This is a genomic window from Bordetella tumbae, from assembly GCF_054780995.1.
Genome location: NZ_BAAGVG010000024.1, coordinates 76,227 through 95,870 on the forward strand (window position 1 = coordinate 76,227; position 19,644 = coordinate 95,870).

The 19,644-nt window shown below is 58.6% G+C and carries 18 protein-coding genes and 1 riboswitch; of the genes, 7 read left to right on the forward strand and 11 right to left on the reverse strand.

From position 1 onward, the window contains the following. Positions 1–2: 2 nt before the first annotated feature. The 5 genes from ACYVI2_RS25495 to ACYVI2_RS25515 form a co-directional block, all read right to left on the reverse strand. Positions 3–767 (reverse strand): ABC transporter permease, encoded by a 765-nt coding sequence (locus ACYVI2_RS25495; protein ID WP_415817594.1) that lies wholly within the window; start codon positions 765–767, stop codon positions 3–5. Beyond that, entirely contained in the window at positions 764–1,528 is a 765-nt protein-coding gene (locus ACYVI2_RS25500; RefSeq protein ID WP_415817592.1) for an ABC transporter ATP-binding protein, read from the reverse strand. Before ACYVI2_RS25500 ends, ACYVI2_RS25495 begins: the two co-directional genes overlap by 4 nt. After that, on the reverse strand, positions 1,525–2,988 hold the full coding sequence (locus tag ACYVI2_RS25505; protein ID WP_415817591.1) for an acyl-CoA reductase: 1,464 nt from the start codon (positions 2,986–2,988) through the stop codon (positions 1,525–1,527). Before ACYVI2_RS25505 ends, ACYVI2_RS25500 begins: the two co-directional genes overlap by 4 nt. Further along, positions 2,985–4,067 carry a LuxE/PaaK family acyltransferase gene (locus ACYVI2_RS25510; RefSeq protein WP_415817588.1) on the reverse strand — a complete coding sequence of 361 codons (1,083 nt, stop codon included), beginning with the start codon at positions 4,065–4,067 and terminating at the stop codon, positions 2,985–2,987. The genes ACYVI2_RS25505 and ACYVI2_RS25510 overlap by 4 nt, the downstream gene beginning before the upstream one ends. Positions 4,068–4,136: 69 nt before the next feature. After that, positions 4,137–4,228, reverse strand: a riboswitch (TPP riboswitch). A 34-nt stretch (positions 4,229–4,262) separates the two neighbouring features. Then, entirely contained in the window at positions 4,263–5,408 is a 1,146-nt protein-coding gene (locus tag ACYVI2_RS25515; protein ID WP_415817586.1) for a YbfB/YjiJ family MFS transporter, read from the reverse strand. An 83-nt stretch (positions 5,409–5,491) separates the two neighbouring features. Between ACYVI2_RS25515 and ACYVI2_RS25520 the strand changes: the two genes are divergently transcribed. After that, the gene (locus ACYVI2_RS25520) at positions 5,492–5,689 is read left to right on the forward strand and encodes a hypothetical protein (RefSeq protein ID WP_415817584.1); all 198 of its coding nucleotides are present in this window, start codon (positions 5,492–5,494) and stop codon (positions 5,687–5,689) included. A gap of 75 nt (positions 5,690–5,764) precedes the next feature. Next, positions 5,765–6,547 carry a GntR family transcriptional regulator gene (locus tag ACYVI2_RS25525; protein WP_415817582.1) on the forward strand — a complete coding sequence of 261 codons (783 nt, stop codon included), beginning with the start codon at positions 5,765–5,767 and terminating at the stop codon, positions 6,545–6,547. 34 nt (positions 6,548–6,581) lie between these two features. Here ACYVI2_RS25525 and ACYVI2_RS25530 read toward each other — a convergent pair whose 3' ends face one another. Genes ACYVI2_RS25530 through ACYVI2_RS25545 form a run of 4 tightly spaced genes read right to left on the reverse strand, consistent with a single transcriptional unit; the run spans position 6,582 to position 12,410 of the window. Continuing rightward, complete coding sequence (locus ACYVI2_RS25530; RefSeq protein WP_415817580.1) at positions 6,582–7,922, reverse strand: amidase; 1,341 nt, start codon at positions 7,920–7,922, stop codon at positions 6,582–6,584. Positions 7,923–7,961: 39 nt separating this feature from the next. After that, positions 7,962–9,416: a DHA2 family efflux MFS transporter permease subunit gene (locus ACYVI2_RS25535; protein WP_415817578.1), complete on the reverse strand. Its 1,455-nt coding sequence runs from the start codon at positions 9,414–9,416 to the stop codon at positions 7,962–7,964. A gap of 12 nt (positions 9,417–9,428) precedes the next feature. Then, entirely contained in the window at positions 9,429–10,769 is a 1,341-nt protein-coding gene (locus tag ACYVI2_RS25540) for an amidase (protein ID WP_415817576.1), read from the reverse strand. Between the two features lie 12 nt (positions 10,770–10,781). Further along, a complete protein-coding gene (locus ACYVI2_RS25545; protein WP_415817574.1) occupies positions 10,782–12,410 on the reverse strand; it encodes an ABC transporter substrate-binding protein in 1,629 nt (542 codons plus the stop codon). Positions 12,411–12,746: 336 nt separating this feature from the next. Between ACYVI2_RS25545 and ACYVI2_RS25550 the strand changes: the two genes are divergently transcribed. From ACYVI2_RS25550 to ACYVI2_RS25565, 4 genes are read left to right on the forward strand one after another with little or no spacing between them, the layout of a single operon-like run. After that, positions 12,747–13,793 (forward strand): ABC transporter ATP-binding protein, encoded by a 1,047-nt coding sequence (locus tag ACYVI2_RS25550; protein WP_415817762.1) that lies wholly within the window; start codon positions 12,747–12,749, stop codon positions 13,791–13,793. Continuing rightward, on the forward strand, positions 13,790–14,761 hold the full coding sequence (locus tag ACYVI2_RS25555) for an ABC transporter ATP-binding protein (protein WP_415817572.1): 972 nt from the start codon (positions 13,790–13,792) through the stop codon (positions 14,759–14,761). Before ACYVI2_RS25550 ends, ACYVI2_RS25555 begins: the two co-directional genes overlap by 4 nt. Positions 14,762–14,769: 8 nt before the next feature. Next, the gene (locus tag ACYVI2_RS25560) at positions 14,770–15,723 is read left to right on the forward strand and encodes an ABC transporter permease (protein ID WP_415817570.1); all 954 of its coding nucleotides are present in this window, start codon (positions 14,770–14,772) and stop codon (positions 15,721–15,723) included. Continuing rightward, positions 15,720–16,625, forward strand: a complete 906-nt coding sequence (locus tag ACYVI2_RS25565; RefSeq protein WP_415817568.1) for an ABC transporter permease — start codon at positions 15,720–15,722, stop codon at positions 16,623–16,625. Before ACYVI2_RS25560 ends, ACYVI2_RS25565 begins: the two co-directional genes overlap by 4 nt. Positions 16,626–16,636: 11 nt before the next feature. On the opposite strand, the gene ACYVI2_RS25570 is transcribed toward ACYVI2_RS25565, so the two are convergent. Further along, positions 16,637–17,704: a LacI family DNA-binding transcriptional regulator gene (locus ACYVI2_RS25570; RefSeq protein WP_415817566.1), complete on the reverse strand. Its 1,068-nt coding sequence runs from the start codon at positions 17,702–17,704 to the stop codon at positions 16,637–16,639. A 137-nt stretch (positions 17,705–17,841) separates the two neighbouring features. On the opposite strand from ACYVI2_RS25570, the gene ACYVI2_RS25575 reads away from it, so the two are divergent. Next, positions 17,842–18,747, forward strand: a complete 906-nt coding sequence (locus tag ACYVI2_RS25575) for a dihydrodipicolinate synthase family protein (RefSeq protein WP_415817564.1) — start codon at positions 17,842–17,844, stop codon at positions 18,745–18,747. Between the two features lie 68 nt (positions 18,748–18,815). Here ACYVI2_RS25575 and efeO read toward each other — a convergent pair whose 3' ends face one another. Next, positions 18,816–19,643, reverse strand: a complete 828-nt coding sequence (gene efeO / locus ACYVI2_RS25580) for an iron uptake system protein EfeO (RefSeq protein ID WP_415817562.1) — start codon at positions 19,641–19,643, stop codon at positions 18,816–18,818. Between the last annotated feature and the right edge of the window lies 1 nt (position 19,644).

Sequence of the window (19,644 nt, forward strand, 5' to 3'; positions counted from 1 at the left end):
TTTCAAAAATGATCGCCGTACGGACGCAACAAACGCCGCTCAAACATCAGCATGGCCTGATAGCACAGCAATCCGATCGCAGCAATGGCGGTCAACGCGGCGAACATCAGAGGGGTATCCATCATGCCTTGCGCCGCGATAATGACTGCACCTAGCCCACGGCTGGCGCCGATGAACTCACCGACGACGGCACCGACCAAGGCCAGCACTAACGCAACCCGCCATCCCGCCAGAATCCCCGGCAACCCCGCCGGCAGTTTCAGTCGCAACAATGTCTTCGTACGCGACGCCCCCAACATGCGGAACAACTGCAAGCGATTCGGATCGACCTGCCGCAAACTGGTCAGCGTGTTTTCCATCAGGGGGAAAAAGCAGATCAGCGCTGTCATCACCACTGTGGGCGCGATGCCAAAACCGAACCACAACACAAACAGCGGTGCCAGCGCCAGCTTGGGCACCACCTGGCTGACGATGACATAAGGTTTGAAGACGCGATCGAGCAGCGCTGATTCCGCTAACGCGATGCCCATTGCCAGCCCCGCTGCACCTCCTAGAGCCAACCCCAATAGCATTTCCGCCAGCGTCGCGCCGATGTGCGGCCATAAGTATCCCGTGGAGAGCGTCGTCCATAACGTACGCACCACCGCCGAAGGCGCCGGCAACACGAGTGCGGAAATGTCCGCTTGCCGCACGACGAGCTCCCATGCGCCCAACAGCACAATCAACAACACCATAGGCAGCACACGGCGGCTCAGCACCTGTCTCATTTCGCCACCCCCGTCATCGTGTCGAATATCTGCGCGCAATACGTATTAAACGCTGCACCATGACGCATGGACTGAGTACGAGGCGCAGGCAATTCCACCGGAATATCGGCCAGCAATCGCCCCTCATGCATGACCCCAATGCGATCAGCCAAATACACTGCCTCGCCAATGTCATGTGTGACGAACAGCACCGTCGTCTTGCGCGACTGGCACATCCGCGTCAGGTCATCCTGCAGCTCGCCGCGCGTGATAGCGTCTAACGCTGCAAAGGGCTCATCCAACAACAGCAGCGCTGGCTCAAGAATCAATGCCCGCGCCAAAGCCGTCCGGCTTTGCTGCCCGCCGGACAATTGCCGAGGATAGTGTTGCGCATGCCCCGACAATCCCAACATGGCCAACAGCTCGTGCGCTCGCGCGACGTCATCGGCGAGCGGCCGGCGTTGCAACGACACAGGTAGGAGCACATTGTCGATAACCCGCTGCCACTCCAATAGTGTCGGCGCCTGGAACATATAACCTAATTGCGGCCCGGGCTCGACGCGCTTGCCGTCCCCTTGCTGTATACGTCCCGACTGCGGTACCAACAGACCGGCAGCGAGCTTGAGCAACGTCGTCTTGCCGCAACCGCTGCGGCCGACCAGGCAATGAAAACCGCCGGTCTTCAATTGCCAGTCGACGCGATCCACAATCGGCCGCCCGCCTGCATAGGTGTACACCACCTGCCGCATATCAAGAAACGGCCTGTCCACATCCACGCTCATGTTTCATACGGGGCGAAGGGCTCGGCCGCCGCCTCAGCCGATTGCTCGATCTCGGCCACACGAACCAGGTCAAGCAGATTAAAACGGCCATCATGATGCCAGCCCGCTTCGGGCATACTCATCGAACCCATGGCACTGATGCGGGTCACGCCCACTGCTCCGAGCTGCTCGGCGAGGCAATAGAGTTCCTCTGGTGTAGCGGCGATGCCTGCGGTCTGCAACAACGCACTGCGCTCCTGCACCGCAGGCCCCACATCCTCCAAAACGTCGATCGCCGCAACAACGATAGTGCGCTGTAACGCGGACGGCGACAGCGGCTGAGCATCGTCCGTATAGGCGACACTCCATTGCGCCTCATGATCGCCAATCAACCCGTCCACGCCGCGTTGGGCTGCGGCACTCCACTCAATGGACTGCCGCCATTTCGCCAGCGATACCGACTCCGCCAAATCCAACGCACGCCTCGGATAGCGGCGCTGCAGGTTCGCCAATTCGCCCGCGAGATAGCCCGCAAACTCGCGAGGAGCAACCTGTCCGCCACGTTGTACATAAAACACTTGCGGCGAATAACACCCCTGCTGGTCGTAACGCATCACGTCCCAAGCCGCACGTCGCGCGACGGCGGGCGCCTTTAACGTGTCAAGCGCAGCAGCACTGATCACGCCGAAACCCAGCTTATGCCCATGCGGCAGAAATCGTGTCGTAACAGGCAGACGGCGCTGAATCGCCTGCAGTGAATCATTGCCGCCGTAGGCTACCACCGTGTCGGCCTGCGCATAGAGCGCGTCTGCCTCCTCGTCACCGGCCCCACGCCACCACACTACGGCAAAGCAATCCGCTAAGGGCGGATGCACTTCGGCCAGCAGCCGTGCAAACCATCCCGCAAATAAGGGCTCAGCGCTGGGAAGTTTGCCGATATTGCCCGCCTTGACCAGCAAGCCGCACACAAAGCTCCACAACGCCAAGGCAGGTACGTTCCCCGCCCAGCTATGCACCAACAACTCAGGCCCATAGGCCCGCACTGCACCACCCTTGGCTGCAGGCTGAAAAGCATCCAGGACTTTGGGATTGGCGAAGTCTTCCACGACAAAACGATGCAACTGCGGCGCCCGAAAGGTCTTGAAAAAACCCGTCAGTCCCAGGCGCACCATCTCTGCGTCATAGCCACTGACCAGCGGCAACAAGGCATCGGCTTGGCGGCGATATGGATCGTTGGGATCCAGCAAACGGGCAACTGCACGATCAATGATCGAAATAATCTCTGATACCGGCAACGTTTTGAGATGCTGCGCACTGGCTCGCCTGACGCGCTCGGCCAGCGTTCTCATCTGCTGCGGCGACAACACCGGCACCGATACCTCGACGCGTTGGTCGCCTTGAGCAAATGGCAATATCTGCCATTGCACCTCATGGGCTGACAGCCCCGGTAAATAGCCAGCCTCGACCCGCAGCGTGTTCATGATGCCGCCGACCGGATGAACTCTTCCACCGCTAATGAGCAGCCTTTGGCTTGCGCCCCCTCGGCACGTCCCAACAATAGGAAACCATTCTCGGCCGGTTCACCTACGTCCTCAGTCAGAATCGTGGTGACCGAATTAAAGTTGCCCAGATCGCAGTGCGCCAAGATGCCACGCTCGCCATCGGGTACCGTATTGCCCGTTGCGGGATCGACCAAACGCGAGCGAATCCAATGCGGTCCGGATTTCACAGAAGGCACCACCGCATTGCCGTCGTCATAAAACTGCGTGCTCAACTCCGTCATGCCGTACATATTGATGCACAGTTCACGAGGTACGCCTAACAGCTCGGTCAGCGCCGCGTAAAAAGCTTCCAACGGGAGTTCACGGGATTGGCCCTTGTACCCTCCCGTATCGAGGATACGGCTACCTGGTGGCAGATGAAAGGATCGGCCCGACTGACGCAACGCGTCAATCACGTGCACAAAGCTATAGCTCGCCCCCAGCAGCGCATACGGCTCACCGAGGCACTCGGCCTGCTCGAGCCGCAGCCACAGCCCCTCCAGATCGATCCCCTCCGGCGACATGAAATATCGGCTGTCTGCACTGCCGAACGTGGATTTCGCCAAGGCCAGATAATGCGCCAACGACGAGTTAGGCATGGCGATCTCGTCCGGAAATAAAATCCCCATCGGCATACGTTCGACACCTCGCATAAAACGCAAGGAAAAATTGCGCGTCATCGATAGGTCGTAAACATCCAGCCGAGGATGAAAATGCCGCCCGCGCATATCGGCGCGAGTCGTCCCACTGGTCATGAAAACGCGCTCGGTGGGCGACTGCGGCTCGCAACGCAGTTCCATTGCTTTGAAAGCGTCAATAGGCACAGCCGGAATATCGCGCCAGGATTTCACATTGCGTATGGTCGCGCCACGCCGCTGGCAAAAACTGCGAAACGGCGCGTTGGCGTGGTACTGGTAGGCAAACAGACGCAAGGCGAGCCTGTCAAATTGCTCGTCAGTGCAGCCGTCCTGGGCAATGAATTCGAGAATATCCGCATCAGGCGGTTCGGCGTAGTTCATGGGCTTTGGTGAATCCTATACATGGAAGCTCCGAAGCCCGCCTGCACAAGCCGACCAATCATGCGGCCCTGTCAAGGTCAATGCTCTTCTTACGCCGGTATAAACCGGGTCAAGTTCGCGGGTCTGAATCTCAGCACTGGCGTGCACCCCGGAGCAAGGAGTATGTTAACCCGCAATGACCGCCCTGCAGAACCGCTACAGCCGAAAGCACAGCAACGCCCCCACGATCAAGGCCGCCCCTGCCGCGAAAAGCGAGCTGGAAAAACTCTGGCTAGACGCATACAAGCGTTCAGCCAACGCGGGCCCCAGTATCTGGCCTACGCCATAGACCAGCGTCATCGCCGCGAGCAGGTTCCTGCCCGTCGCGCGGGCGACACGTTGTGCAGCAGGCATGGCTATGGTTACAGTTCCCATAAAGGTGCCACCCACCAGCAGCGCGCTCAGCAGATAGCTGGCGGCAGATTGCGACACAGCCGGCAAAGCGACGCCCATAGCCTGCAGCACCAGATTGGCAAGCAATGCGTCTCTCGTACCGATGCGCTGGTGCAGTTTGTGCCAAAGGAAACAGGAAGGCGCCGCGCCCAGGCCGAATACGGCCCACACATGCGCAGCGTCCAGAGTGGGCAACGCCGTTTTGACCAGTAAAGGCAGATACGTCGCCGTCACGATGTACCCCAACCCTGCCAAACCGTACATGCAGATCAGAGGCCATGCCGCAACAGTCGCAGCATCGTCAGTCCCTGGAGCGGTATCGGAGGTTGAAATAGGAGCGGCCGAACGTATTCCTGGCACGGCCACCAAACCAAGCGCCAATGTCACAACCCCCAGCAATAGCCACATGCCCTGGCTCTGGAGTCCCGCATGCGCTCCCAATACCAATATTTCCGAGGACAAGGCGATGCCAACGCCTACCCCCGCATACAACAGCGGCGCGCCCTTGCCATGGCCCCTGTGCTCTAACAGCCACAATGACGCGGCGACCATGGAAAGCGCGCTGAATATGCCTGCAATTCCTCTTGTCACAACGATGGCGCTGGTGGAATCGAGAAAGGCTAATAACGCCAGGCACATCGCAGTACCGGCGGCGGACCAGATACACAGACGATGCGCATTGTGGGCCCGCATCCGCACGGCAAGCACCGCACCAAGCAGATATCCCGCGTAGTTGGCCGAAGCCGCCCAACTGCCGCCTTGCATGCTGACCACGCCCTCCTCCACCATGTGTGGATAGATGGCAGTAAATGCGAAACGTCCAAATCCCATCCCGACGGCCAGAATCAACGCAGCTTCGATCGCAGAACGCAGTTGGGAATGGCGAGAAGGTGTCACCGCGAGTTCCATGTCCGGCTCTCTTTTATTCTCAAATCAAGAACAGGTTTTTATTTTATTCCTTATTTAAGAATAAATCATCCGGATTGTTCTCCATGAGAGAACCATCACTTTATTCCCGATTGAACGTCGCCAACTCTCGTAGCAAACTCGCCTCGAGTTGCCGTGCGGCGCGTCCCAATCCGCGATTCAACGGCCACACGATATCGAGCGACAAAGCCACGCCACTGCATGCTGGCCGCCATGCGTTCAGCGCTATCGATTGCCGTCAACGCAAACCATCAACCGTATAATTCATTGAAGTCTGCGGTGACCTTGTTTCCGGTAACACCGCTCTTCGTATCCCGGTTTCTTTATTTCTGCGCAATATGGACAAAACCCCTGCAGTCGACCTGACCGAACACAGGCAACCCACAGCGTCCGATGCGCCACTCTACAAAAAAGTCGTTTCTATTCTGCGCAATGAAATCGTACGAGGGGAGTTTCCGGTAGGCAGCCTGCTACCTACGGAAATCGAGCTTTGCGCGCGCTTTAACATCAGCCGGCACACCGTGCGCGAAGCATTGCGCGAATTGCGTGCACAGGGTTTGGTGACATCGAGACGCGGTTCTGGCACCACGGTCATACCACCGAGCGAAGCCCCCCATACCTACGTCCACCAGAGCGGATCGTTTGACGAGCTTTCTCAGTATGTTGGACACCGCTGGGATATTCTGAGCAGCGAAATGGTAACGCTGGACGACGCGTTGGCTGAGCGCATAGACAGCGATTGTGACACCCGATGGGTACGCATTCATGCACTGCGTTATCAACAAGACGATACCGCGCCGCCCTGCTGGACCGAAGTCTATCTGCATTCGGACTATGCCCAGGCCGCACGCTTGATAGGCAAGCAGCAGCGTGCCATGTATGAATTAATCCAGGATCTCTACGGCATTCACATCAATGAGGCCACGCAAACCATACGCGGCATCGAGGCCCCTGATCACGTAGCTAAGGCCCTGAAGCTGAAGAAACGCTCAGTCGTGATCGAGGTAGAACGCATCTATCGCCTGGCCGATGGCAAGGTCATCGAGGTTTCCTACAATCTTTACCCGGTTACGCAGTTTCAATTTTCCATAAAGCTGCGACGCGCGCCTGCCTCCCTGTGAATGCCGTGGACGGCACGGCGCACCCGTGCCGTAGCTAGCGCAATAACGGCGCGCGCAGCAGATGAAAGTCCGTACGCTGTTGATAGGCAACGCCAGCCTGCAATAACATGGGCTCATTCCACCACGCCGCCTCGAGTTGCAAGCCAATAGGCATACCCGCGGCGGTCAATCCGCATGGAACTGATAAACCCGGAATGGATGCTAGCGCACCAGCATAGGTGTTGCGTGTCGAGGCTTTGGTCGCCTCGAGCAATGAGGCGCCATCGTCGATTACCGGCGCCGTCCAAGGCGCGGTGGGCGACAGCAGTATATCCACGTCGGCAAACAACGCCGCCAATGTGCGACGCCACACCAGTCGAAAGCTAGCTGCCTCTGCATACTGCACACCGGTAACACGCAAACCATTACTCATGCGCTCCACAACAGAAGCCGTGATGGTCTCGGGCTGCTTCGTCAAACGCTCATGGAACACGCTGCACACATCCGAGAAAACCATATTGGTATGGTGCACATGTGCCTGCGAAGCCAACGGCACATCCACATCAACCAACGTTGCTCCGCAGGCTTCTAACTGCTTGGCGGCGGCCATCACTGCCTCTCCGACGCCCGGTTCCAGGCCATCAAAGTAGTGCTGTCGCGGAATACCGATGCGCCTCCCCGCAATGCCTGCATTCAGATGTGGCAAAAAATTCCCTACGGGATGATCTACCGTCGTCGGATCGAGTGGATCGTAACCGGCAATCACCGCGAAGATCCGTGCAACATCACTCACACGCCGGGCAATTGGCCCGACAGTATCGTTATGCTCACTGACAGGGACCACCCCGCGAATCGGCACACGGCCGTGCGTCGGCCGCAACCCCGATACACCGTTATAGCAAGCGGGCAGTCGCACAGACCCTCCGGTATCCGTCCCAAGCGATCCTGTGCAAAACTCAGCCGCGACACCAGCGGCAGAGCCTCCGCTGGACCCGCCGGGAATGCGATCCACATTCCACGGGTTGCGACATTGCCCGCCCGTTGCACTGAACGATCTGGATCCGAAAGCGAGTTCAGCCATATTCGCTTTGCCCACAATAACGGCACCAGCCCGCCGCAATCGCTCAACAACAGGGGCATCGGCCGTCGGCACATTATCGGCCAAGAACGCCGCTCCCGCTGTCGTGTTTACACCAGCAGTATCGATGTTATCTTTTACGGAGATCGTCATCCCATGCAGCAACCCCAGACTTTCTCCGGCTGCTTGCGCGCGATCGGCTCGATCCGCATCGGCTCTTGCCGAATCCGGCATCATGCGCGTCATAATGCAGAGCGAGGGATTGAGCTGCTCTGCCCGGGCCAACTGTACTTCGGTACTTTCGCGATAGGTGCTCATCAAGGTTCCTTAAGTCAGTTTCTATAGATCGAAAGACATTCAAAGCGTCGCGCGTGTGCGCTGACGCGTCCACAACAGCAGCGCAATCGCGGTTGCGCACAAGAAAAAAAGCACAGCGATCGCCATGCGGCAGCCGCTGGTAAACGCATGGACCTCGCTCTGAGAGACCATGGACAGCCGTCCTGCATAGGCGGCCTTTTGACTGGCGCGCGACAGCGGCGCGGTGGCGATGCTCAACGCCAGTGCCGTGCCAACCACATATCCGGTGTTCTGCAATGCAGAGCGCATACCATTGGCAATCCCTCGCCGAGCCGGCCGCACGCTTTGTATGATGCCGCTATTGTTTGGCGTCAAGAACAAACCGTTTCCTATCCCCACACATAGCAAGGCGGGAGCAATCCATGCATAGGGTTCTGTCCAGCCAATCACGAGAAACAACATCAACAGTCCCGTGGCGGTAAATCCCAGCCCCCACAAACATAGAGAGAAGTTCGAATGTCTCCCTATCAATCGCCCGGCAACAGGCGACGCCAACATCATTCCTATGGGTGTCGGTGCGACGGCCAACCCGGCAGACATTGCGTCAAAACCGTGCACAGCCTGCAAAAACAAAGACACCAACAGAATGGTGGAAACATGCGCCATGGAGATCAGCATGACGCAGACGTAGGCCACGCTGCGGGTCGACTCTGCGAGCAGGCTCAGATCCACTAACGGATCCTCGTTACGGCGCTGGCTGATGACAAAGGCAACCATCCCCAAGACTCCCACCGCCGCCGCCGCCAACACATGCGGATCGGACCAGCCGTTGGGCCCTCCCATCGATATCGCGTATACCAGGCCTGCCATTCCTATCATGGACAGCGCCGCCCCCACGGAGTCAAAGCGCTCGCTGCTTGAAAAGGAGACATGACGCAGCGTTCGCCATGCCCACGCGAGGGCCACGAGGCCCAACGGAAGATTGAGCAGGAAAATGGCCCGCCACCCCAGAGAGTTGACAATCAAACCGCCGATGACAGGCCCCATACTCTGCGCCGCGGCCGATATGGTGGCGTTGATGCCCAGCCCCAGTGCCAGGCGCCGCACCGGAAATGCGTCAGCCAAGAGCGCGGTGGTATTCGTGATGACGGCGGCCGCGCCCACAGCCTGTACACACCGGAACACCAGCAGCATTTCGGCGCTTTGCGCCCACCCACAACCTGCGCTCCCCAGTACTAACGTCCCCAAACCCGCCATGTAGAGGCGTTTACGCCCAAACAAATCAGCAAGACGGCCGAAGACCAGGATCAACACGGTGGTCAGCAGCATATAGCTGAGCAGAATCCAACTTGCCTGCGTCGCCGACGCGTTCAAGTCATCGGCGACCCGGGGCAAAGCAACATTCAAGGTGCTCGCATTGATAAAGCACAGCATCACTCCCAGTGTAGTGACCGACAGAACCCGCCATCCGTAGCGTTCCGAGGCAATGGGGTCCGTCTCAGACAGAATGCTCACGACAACAACACCTCAACGGTTGGCCACCACTGCGCCAGGGCGGCGCATATGATGATCGGTGGCCTCCTGGTAACGTGCTCCAAGAGCCAGCACACGAGCATCATGCCAACGTGGCCCAATCAGTTGCATCGCCGCCGGCAGACCATTTGACGCAAAGCCTACCGGCACGGAGAGTGCCGGCGTCCCCGCCAAGGACCACGCATAGGTAAAGCGGGAAATGCCTCGTGTAGTTTCGATCATGCGCACGGAATTGCTGGCCAGTGGCGCAGTGACTGGACACGTCGGCGTCAAAATGACGTCGACTTCCTGAAAGGTTTGGTCGATACGGCGCAACCAACGCTCTTTGAACCGCATATGGTGCGCATACTGCTGGCTGGTAACCGCCTCGCCTTGACGCAGTCGTTCCAGCACGTCCGGACCGAAGCGTTCCGGCGCGTCGCGTAAGCGCGCCTCATGCACTGCCGCGGCATCGGCATGCACCATGGGCATCAAGGCGGCCTGTGCTTGCGGCGCCTCGGGCAGTTCAATGGTTCGAATCGAGGCGCCTAGGTCGCGCAGCACGTCGACCGCGCTTCGCACCAAACGCAGAACATCCGGATCAATATCGGCAAAACACCAGGACTCAGGCACACCGATCCGCAGGCCAGAAACACCACGGAGATAGAGATTGGTCCAACTTTCAACGGCATGCGGCAAGCAGCAGTCATCCCCGGCATCATGGCCAGCAATGATCTCGTGAACACGCGCCACATCCGCTACCGTCCGCGCCAGCGGGCCAATCGTGTCATAGGCTGCACTGACCGGATAACAACCTGTGTTGGGAACCGCCCCGTGCGTCGGCCGCAGTCCCGCGACACCGTTGAGCGCGGCAGGAATACGGATAGAGCCGCCCGTATCGGTCCCTAGCGATACCTCGCACATACCCGCCGCGACGGATGATCCCGATCCACCACTGGAACCGCCTGGAATCGCCTCTGGATGCCAAGGATTGCGAGCCAGTCCATGATGCGGATTCTGCGTCGTGCCGCCAAAGGCAAACTCGTGCAGATTCGCTTTGCCCACCATCACGCAACCCGCCTCACGCAGGCGTGTCGTCACAGGCGCATCAACGGTGGGTACATGGTCCGCATAGAATGCAGAACCCATCGTAGTAAGCAAACCTGCCGTGTCGATGTTGTCTTTGAGGCTGACCACAAGCCCGACGGAGGGGCCGTGCCCACGCGCCGCTGCTGCTTCGGCTTTTTGGGCCTCATCCACGGCGACGGGATTTATCGAGATGATCGCCTTGAGTGCGCCGTTCTGCTGCTCAATAGCAGCCAGACAATCTTCAGTACGAGAAACAAGCGTCGTCATGTCTGCATCCAATCAGGCAATGGAAATGGGAGAAAGATCCTGGAACCAGGACTGCGCCTGGACGAACCCCTGGACATTCGGCGCGAGCGCGCGCGGGTTCAAGTCATGCGCGGCAAACAGGAAAAGCGCCCGGTCCACAACTTGCCCATGGATACTGGCAAGCAACGCATCCTGCTTGGTGAGATCGGTCTCTTGTTGAGCCGCAGTAAATTGCTTGTCGAGTTCGGGGTCGCTGAATCGGCTCCAATTCACACCGGCGGGCGCGGCCATGTTGGTCTGCAGAATACGGGCGAAAGCACGGAACGGATCGAAAGGCCCTTGCGAAATATTCAGTGCCGTGCAGCCACGGCTCGTCGGAGAGCCCGCGCCCGCCTTCCAGGCCTCGATCAAGGCTTGCCATTCGAAGACCTCGAACTGCACCTCGATTCCCACCTCGCGTAGATTCTGCTGGATGAACTCGTTCATGGGCAATGGCTGCATCTGGCCTGAGCCACTGCTGGAAATGGCGACCTTGGTACGCAACGGTTTGTCGGGCCCGTATCCCGCTTCGGCCAGCAGCTTGCGCGCCTGCTCGGGGTTGTATTCCAATTTGAATGTGGGCTGTCCATACCAAGGATGGCGGGGAGGAACGATCCCTGCCCCCTCCAGCATCAGGCCACCCAGCAATGCTTTCAAGCCGGCCCGGTCAATCGCCAGATTGGCGGCCTTGCGCACGCGCTCGTCACGCCACGGAGAATCAGGGGTCTGCGACAGGAACCACATCCAATTGTGTGGATAGATATTGGTCACGACCTGAAAGCCATTGGCTTTCAACATGCCGACCATATCAGGCGAGGGAGCTTCAATGAAGTCGACTTGACCAGACTGTAAAGCCGCCACGCGGGTATTTGCGTCAGGGATGGGCAGCAATACCAGACGCTGACAGTGCGGGACGCGCGCCTTGTCCCAATAGACGTCGTTGCGCGTCATCGAGCAGCGTTCGGCGGGCTCGAAAGTCTCCAGTTTCCAAGGACCCGTTCCTACCGCCTTGGACATATAGGCGTTCCAATCTTTGCCAGCGGCCTCCCAGGCGCCTTTGTGCACGATACCGAGCCAGGTCAATGAGTAAGGCAGCGCGCCATCAACGACCGCTGTCTCAATCCAGAACGAATACTTTCCATCAGCCCCCCACGCAGCAATATTGGGAATCTGCGGCAGCATCTGGCTGAAGGCACGCTGATCGAACCATGGTGCATCACGCTTGAACGTGCGATCAAAACTGAACACCACATCATCGGCTGTCAGCTCATGACCGTCGTGAAATTTGACGCCTTGGCGGATTTCGAACAGCCACCGCTTGCGATTTTCCGGATCATTGCGCCACGAGGAGGCCAAGCAAGGACGCAGCACGGCAGGTCTGTCGGCACTGGACAAATCCCATGACACCAGTTGGTCATACAGCGTCAGCCCCATGAAACGCAGGCCCTCGCCGCCTTGATCAGGAGCTCCGTTGGAGTTAGGCACGGCCCCCACTGTCATCCCGACACGCAATGTGCCAGATGGAGTCTGTGCGCGGGCCAGTTCGCCGCGCAGAAACGTGACAGCGAACGCGGTGGCGGCCATGCCACCCATGACTTGACGTCGGCGTAGATTGATCGACATGCGGAAGATTCCTGGCTAAAGACAAGGCAGAAGAGGATCGGGCGGCGACTCGATTTACCCGAGTTAATGTGCAGTCATCATAAAATGTGTCCGTACTTATTTACAATAAAAATATTATTTTTTTGTGCGTTGCACATACATGGTGCCGATCGCACGAACATAGGGATTTTCCGCACCAATACAGGGAAAATAACCATATCAAGGGTTTACTCTGACAAAATAAACTCAACACTTGCTGCGCTGCGACGTAATATATGTACGTACTTATTTTTTAAAAATAGGGAAATCATGACGTATGCCACGCCAGTCACCGCGAAACCTAAAACCGACGGTGCTTTGGAAGCCCTGCCCGATGTCGGCGGACCCGCGCAACCCTTGTTGTCGGTCCGCGGACTAGTCAAACACTTTCCTCTGCATGGGATACGTGGTGCACAAAGGCAGGTCGTACGAGCCGTGGACGACATCAGTTTTGATGTGCTCAAGAACGAGACCCTAGGCATCGTAGGCGAGTCGGGTTGCGGCAAATCCACGACGTCACGGCTGATCATGTCGCTCATGAACCCGACTGCAGGTGAACTCGTTTTCGATGGACAAACGATTGGCCCGGGCGGCGGGCTGTCACTCAAGGAATATCGCCGCCAAGTCCAGATGGTTTTCCAAGATAGCTACGCCTCGTTGAATCCCAGGCTAACCATCGAAGACTCCATTGCTTTCGCGCCGCAAGTGCACGGCATGCGCCGTCGCCCCGCAATTGAACGCGCACACGAACTCCTGCACGCGGTTGGCCTGGAGCCAGCACTGTACGCACGTCGATTCCCCCATGAGCTATCAGGAGGACAACGGCAACGCGTGAACATCGCACGCGCGCTCGCGCTGCGGCCACGGCTGATCATTCTGGACGAACCTGTATCCGCCTTGGACAAATCCGTAGAGGCCCAGGTATTGAACCTGCTGGTCGGCTTGAAGGCCCAATTTGGGTTGACCTATATGTTCATCAGTCATGATTTGAACGTCGTACAGTACCTCGCCGACCGGGTTCTGGTGATGTATCTGGGCAAACTGGCGGAAATCGGGCCGGTGGACTCCATCTATAACCATCCCGCCCATCCTTATACGTCGGCGCTGCTGTCAAGCCGTCCGTCCATGGACCCCGACCGCCGCCGCACTGCGCCGCCACTGACGGGCGATCCTCCCAATCCTATCAACCCGCCTTCCGGCTGCCGTTTTCGCACGCGTTGCGTCAACGCCCAACCCATGTGCGCCGAACACGTGCCGCCGCTCGTCAATGTCGGCACGCCATTGCATCAGGTTGCGTGCCTGCGAGTGGATCCGGCCAACAATGACGGCATGTCCAGCCGTTTACTGAGTGCGAAAGCAGCATGAACGAACCGCTAGTACAGGCACGCGACCTACAAATCGCTTTTCACACGCCAGACGGCGTCACCAATGCAGTCAATGGCATCAGCTTTGATCTGAACGCCGGCGACACACTGTGCATCCTGGGCGAGTCCGGTTCGGGAAAATCCGTCACGCTGCGCGCGCTGATGCGGCTGAACCCCGCCCGCAGCACTCGCATGAGCGGCACCTTGCTCCTGAATGGACACGACATCATTGCCGCCGACGAAGCGCGCATGAATAACCTGCGCGGCGGATCGGTAGCCATGATTTTTCAAGAACCCATGAGTGCGTTTGATCCCGTATTCACGGTCGGCGATCAGATCGCGGAAAGCGTAGTACGGCATCAGGCGGTCTCCTGGCGCACGGCACGCGCACGCGCCCTGGAGTTGCTGGAACTGGTGCAAATACCATCCGCGGCTCGCCGCCTCGATGCCTATCCTCACGAGCTGTCTGGAGGTCTGCGCCAGCGAGCCATGATCGCCATGGCACTGGCCTGCCGGCCCAAACTGCTCCTGGCGGATGAACCCACTACGGCATTGGATGCCACCGTGCAAATCCAAATCTTGCTATTGCTGCGCAAACTGCAGGAGGAACTGGGGATGGCAATCATCTTCGTCACGCACGATCTGGGCGTCGCCAGCGAGATATCGCGCCGTATTGCCGTGATGTATGCGGGCCGTATTGTCGAGCAGGGCGACGTCAAGCAAGTCATGAGCACCCCTCTACATCCCTATACGCAAGGCTTAATGGGAGCCACGGTACACCCTGGATTACGAGGCCAGCGTCTGACCGTCATCCCCGGCGCCCCACCTCCGCTACACGCACTGCCGCCAGGCTGCTCTTTTGCGCCCCGCTGCAGTCAGGCCGTGGACACTTGCCACATCGCTGTCCCGGATATGCAAGTACCCGCGCCCGGTCACATGGCACGCTGCGTACACGTCAGCACACACTGAGGCCACTCATGCTGCTATACATCATCCGACGCGTTGCTTACGCCATTCCCATTGCCGTCACCGTGGGATTGGTGTGCTTCATGCTTGCTCACATTGCTCCTGGCGATCCCGTCAATGCCATTGTCTCGCCAGACGCGCCGCAAGAGGTCGTCGATCAGATTCGCGAAGAATACGGACTGGATCGCCCGTTACCCGTGCAATTCGGTTTGTGGCTGTCGCGAGTCGTCCAAGGCGATCTCGGCACATCGCTGGCCAATGGGCGCCCTGTATCCGTCGATCTATTCAAGGCTTTCATCAATACGTTGCGCCTGTCACTGGTGGCGGCATTGATAGGATTTGCGCTAGGCACCCTATTGGGTACGATATGCGCGGTCTGGCGCGGCACCTGGCTGGACAAAGCCTTGTCCGCCGTGGCTGCTACCGGCGTATCCGTGCCGCACTATTGGCTGGGAATGCTGTTAGTGGTGATCTTCAGCGTGAAGCTGATGTGGCTGCCGTCGATGGGAGCGGGCGGAGCAGGCTCACAAAACTGGGTATGGGACTGGGCACATTTGAAATTCATGGTTCTGCCCGCACTGACATTGGCGATCATACCCATGGGTATTGTCACCCGCACAGTACGAGGTGTCGTGGTCGACGTATTGTCGCAAGACTTCACCACGACACTGCGCGGCAAAGGTCTGCGCCGTGGACGCATTGCCATACACGTTCTCAAAAATGCCGCGCCCGCAGTCGCCGCCATCATGGCGTTGCAGCTGGGTTATTTGATGGGCGGCTCGATTCTGGTCGAAACCGTATTCTCGTGGCCAGGGACAGGATTTCTGCTTAACCGCGCCATCTTCCAACGCGACATTCCCGTCCTGCAGGGAACCATACTGATCCTGGCGCTGGTATTCGTAGCCCTCAATCTCGCCGTAGACATCATTCAGACCACACTCGACCCGAGGATTCGACGCGCATGAGCACACTCGAGATTTCCCCCTCGCCCCCCATCGCGTCCGCCCCGGCACTCGCCGTCGTGCGCGGGCAGAGCTATTGGCGGGGCGTGGCCAAACGCCTGCGGCGCGATCCTATATCGATGCTATGCGGCGGCGTACTGCTTTTGATCTTGCTGGCAATCATATTCGCCCCCTTGATCGCGCCGCACGATCCTTTTCAGGGCAGTATGGCTCAGCGGTTGAAACCCATCGGAACACCTGGCCATCTGCTTGGCACGGATGAATTGGGCCGTGACATGCTGACCCGCCTGCTCTATGGCGGACAACTATCCTGGTTTCTGGGCATTACGCCTGTGCTACTAGCCTGCATGATCGGCTCCGCGCTCGGAATTCTGGCCGGCTACGCAGGCGGCTGGGTCAACATGGCCATCATGCGCACCACCGATGTGTTCTATGCCTTTCCGTCGGTCCTTCTGGCAGTGGCAATCAGTGGCGCGCTGGGCCCTGGCCTGTTCAATGCCATGCTGTCGTTGACGCTCGTGTTCATCCCGCAAATCATACGAGTGGCGGAAACCACCACGACCGCCGTGCGAAACAATGACTATATCGAGGCCGCGCGCGCCAGCGGAGCCAGCGCGTTCACCATCATGCGCGTACATGTGCTGCCGAACGTCACGGGTCCCATCTTCACCTATGCCACAAGCCTGATCAGCGTCGCCATGATTCTGGCGTCGGGCCTGTCCTTTCTGGGACTAGGGACTCGTCCGCCCGAAGCGGAATGGGGCTTGATGTTAAATACGCTACGATCGGCGATTTACACTCAACCTGTCATCACCCTGCTGCCTGGGCTGTGTATTTGTGTCACCAGCCTCTGTTTCAACATACTCAGCGATGGCTTGCGGACGGCGATGGAGGTCCGCCGCTGAAGACCGCTCGCTCACGCACTCGCCCGCCTCGCCATCTCGAACCCAATATCGTGAACGCGAGCTGAAGCCGACTCCCCCGCCGCCCGTTCCAGAATAAGCTGTGCGGCGAGCTGGCCCATTCTTCTGCCATCGATACGCACGGTCGTGAGCGCTGGACTCGTATAAGGCGAAGTCACTTGGTCCCCGAACCCCACCACCGCCAAGCGGTCGGGCACAACAATATTTCGCTCCTTGGCTTCAATCAGCGCCCCCAGCGCTAGCGCATCCGTGCTGCACCAAAGCCCATCTATATCGCCCCCTTTTGCCAGCAAGTCGACAAATGCGCGGCGCCCATCGCCAAAATGCGCAGGTGCCGCGATCTCAACCACGGGCAGATCAGCCTCGACACGAATAGCCCCTCGTGCGATCAAGCGATTCACGAATCCTGCTCGGCGCCGACGCGCTCTAGGGTCATTACCCGAAATCAACGCGGGTGCCTTGCTGCCCCGATCGATCAGCAAATCGGCGACGGCCGCACCGACAGTCTCATGCGAAAACCCGATCAGCATGTCGACCGGCGTATCCGTCAGATCCCACGTCTCGACCACCGGAATCCCCGACGAGGCGAGCCGTTGTCTAGCCAATTCAGATTGCACGACACGCGTCAACACAATGCCGTCAGGACCGCGGCTGATCAGGTTCTCCAACAGTTCAATTTCATCGGCATCATCAAAGCCGCTCTCGCCCAGCATCAACTGATAGCCCTTGGCGGCCAGCGCTTGCGTCAACGCATGTATCGTTTCCTGGAACACGGGCGACGCAATGGTGGGCACAAGAGCAGCGACCAACTTGCTGCGTCCAGAGGCCAAGCTGCCTGCCAGCCGATTCGGCACATATCGCACCTGAGCAATAGCAGCGCGCACATGCTCCAGTGTTGCAGGCGGCACCGATTCAGGACTGTTGAGGACGCGCGAGACGGTCTGAGCGGACACGCCCGCAACTCGAGCGACATCGGCCAACGTGGCACGCCCGGCGCCACGTCGAGTGCGTCGAGGTGGCGCCAGGATATCCGGATCGGAGAATGTCGGAGGCTGACTCATGGCGGGAAGATAGCACGGTTGCAGAATGAGTCACGGCGAATCACCGAGGGATAACCCTAACATCATTCCGACAAATGTTAGCGCTAATATTAGCGCTAACATTCAAACTCACCAAGCCAGCAATACAGGAACCCACGATGTCTCAAACGTTCAGCGGCCTATTTGTCGTCGCGCAAACCCCATTCACCGATGATGGCTCCCTGGATCTCGAGAGCGTCGACACGCTATGCGATTTCTATATCAAGCATGGTGCCGCGGGACTCACCGTACTCGGTGTCGCGGGCGAGGCGGCCAAGCTGTCGATGGAAGAATCGCTCGCGACCGTACGCCGCTACGTGACACGCGCGCAGGGCAAACCCGTGATCGCGGGCGTCAGCAATCCCAGCGTTGCACAATTGGCGACGCTGACTAAAGACGTTGTGGAGGCAGGTGCCTATGGCGTGATGATCGCACCAGCAACGGGGCTGAAGACCGAAGAAGATATTTTCAGCTATTTCAACGCCGTGTTCTCGCGCATCGGCGATGTACCGACGGTGCTGCAGGACTTTCCTTTTTCCACGGGGGTCTGGCTATCTGTGCCGACCATTGCCCGCCTCGTTGAACGCCATCCACAAATCCAGGCGATCAAGGAAGAAGACATCCCGAGCGCAGCCAAGATCACCCGCATGCGTGCCGCCCTGCCCCGCCATGTACCGATCCTGACCGGCAACAACGGCGTATTCCTGCTGCAAGAACTAGCGCACGGTATTGAAGGGCCGATGGCCGGGTTCTCTTATCCAGAAATGCTGTCTGGCGTGCACAAGCTGTATAGCGCGGGAAAGGTCCAAGAAGCGCATGACCTCTTTGACACCTACCTGCCCCTGTTGAACTTTGAAAACCAATCGCAATGGGGCGTAGCCGTGCGCAAAGAAGTGCTCAAGCGCCGCGGCGCGATACGCTCTGCCACGATGCGTGCACCGGGTCCGGTGTTAACGGCGGCTGATCTGAAAGACATAGATCTGCTGGTCAGCCGTGTTGAAAAGGCCGTGGCTGCAAGGAAATAAGGTGGTACTGCCTCGGCATCAATCTGCCGAGGCAACACCACCCCTTGCAAGCACTGCGGTCTATCGCCTCAATCCAGGCCCAGCATCCCACGCATTTGCGAAAGATCCTCTGCCAACGTATTGACGCGGCCGGCGAGGACCTTTCGATCGCGGTCGGTCAGCTTCTCATACGACTGAAAACCACCTTCGGCTGTCTTGTACTTGGCCAGCGTATCAAATACGGTCTTGAAGTTGCCGTCGGTCTTCTCGACAAAGGCTTTGTCTTCGCGCTCTACCAAGGGGCGCAGCAATTCAAAGATGTGATACGACCCTTCGAAGTTGGCCTGAAAGTCCCACAGATCAGTGTGGCTATAGCGGTCTTCTTCGCCCGAGATCTTGGTGGCGGCGACCTCTTCCATCAGCACGGCAGCACCGCCCACGACTTTCTCCGGCGGGAAGGTCAACTGCGACAAGCGCTTTTGCAGCTCCAGGACATCAGCCATCAACTTGTCCGCTACGTCGCGAACCTTGTCGGTGTTCTTTTCTTCCCACAGTGCATATTCGATGCGGTGAAAACCGATGAAGCCTGGGTCCTTCTCGGCTCTCTCATGGTCATCGGCACGTGAGTCGATCGACGCATCCAAATCGCTGAACAGCTCTGCCACCGGCTCGATACGCTCGTAGCTCATCCGCGTAGGCGCAAATAGCGCACGGGCCTCGTCGATCTTGCCGGCTTTGACGGCATCGGTGAACTTGCGAACGTCCTCGACAAATTTGTCGATGTTTTCGTTCACGTAAAGCTTGTACTCGGCTACCGGCCCGACCAATTCCAGCGGCGCCACGGCAGCATGGGCTTGCATCGTCATCGCGCCGGCAAAAATCGCTGCGGCGAGCAGACGGTTGCGGGAAAACGGCATG